At 65.8% G+C, this 691-nt stretch carries 1 protein-coding gene; it reads right to left on the bottom strand.

The window, feature by feature from the left end; translation table 11 throughout:
* Window positions 1-691: head maturation protease, ClpP-related (locus AC1DYG_RS18710; RefSeq protein ID WP_477641373.1), on the bottom strand; the 691-nt coding region annotated here is incomplete at both ends.

Here is a 691-nt window from a genome sequence, read left to right as displayed (position 1 = left end):
TCTTCCTTCATCACGTCGCGCCATTCGGCGGCCGTGGTGTCGGTGCGCTCGGCGTAGATCGAGGCGATGTTGTCGCTGACCCGGTCGAGATCGGCAGCCATCTTGCGCATCTCGGCGGCGTTCCCGGAGCAGTAGCCCCAGGCGTCATGGATCATCATCTCCGCGTTGCGGCACATGACGACTTCGTCGCCGGCCATCGCGATAAAGCTCGCCGCGGACGCTGCGAGGCCGTCGACGTAGACCGTGATCCGGGCCTTGTGGTTGCGGAGCGCGTTGAGGATCGCAATGCCCTCGAACACGTCACCGCCGGGCGAGTTCACCCGCACGGTGATCGAGTCGGACTCGATCGCGGACAGGTCTTGGGCGAACTGCTTCGAGCTGACCCCGCCGCCCCACCAGTCGTCGTAGCCGATCTCGTCGAACACGATTCGCGGGGCCGGTTCGTCTTCACCCCAGTTCACGTCGACCAGGTCCTCGACGATGTGCGCAGTCGCGGTGTCCGCGATCGTCTCGGCGAATGCGTTCAAGGACTGCACGAACGGGTCGGCCAGCACCGACGCGAGTGCGTGCGAGCCGCCGCGGTCGAGGTTCAGGAAGTGCGCCAGCCCGGCGAGGGCGATCTGCTTGTCCTGGTAGTCGATTGCCTGCTGGATGTCGGGCAGGTTGCCCTGCACACCGAGCAGCTCCAACG

This window comes from Pedococcus sp. P1_H8 (genome assembly GCF_056405175.1).
This window is presented reverse-complemented; position numbering and strand designations above follow the sequence as displayed.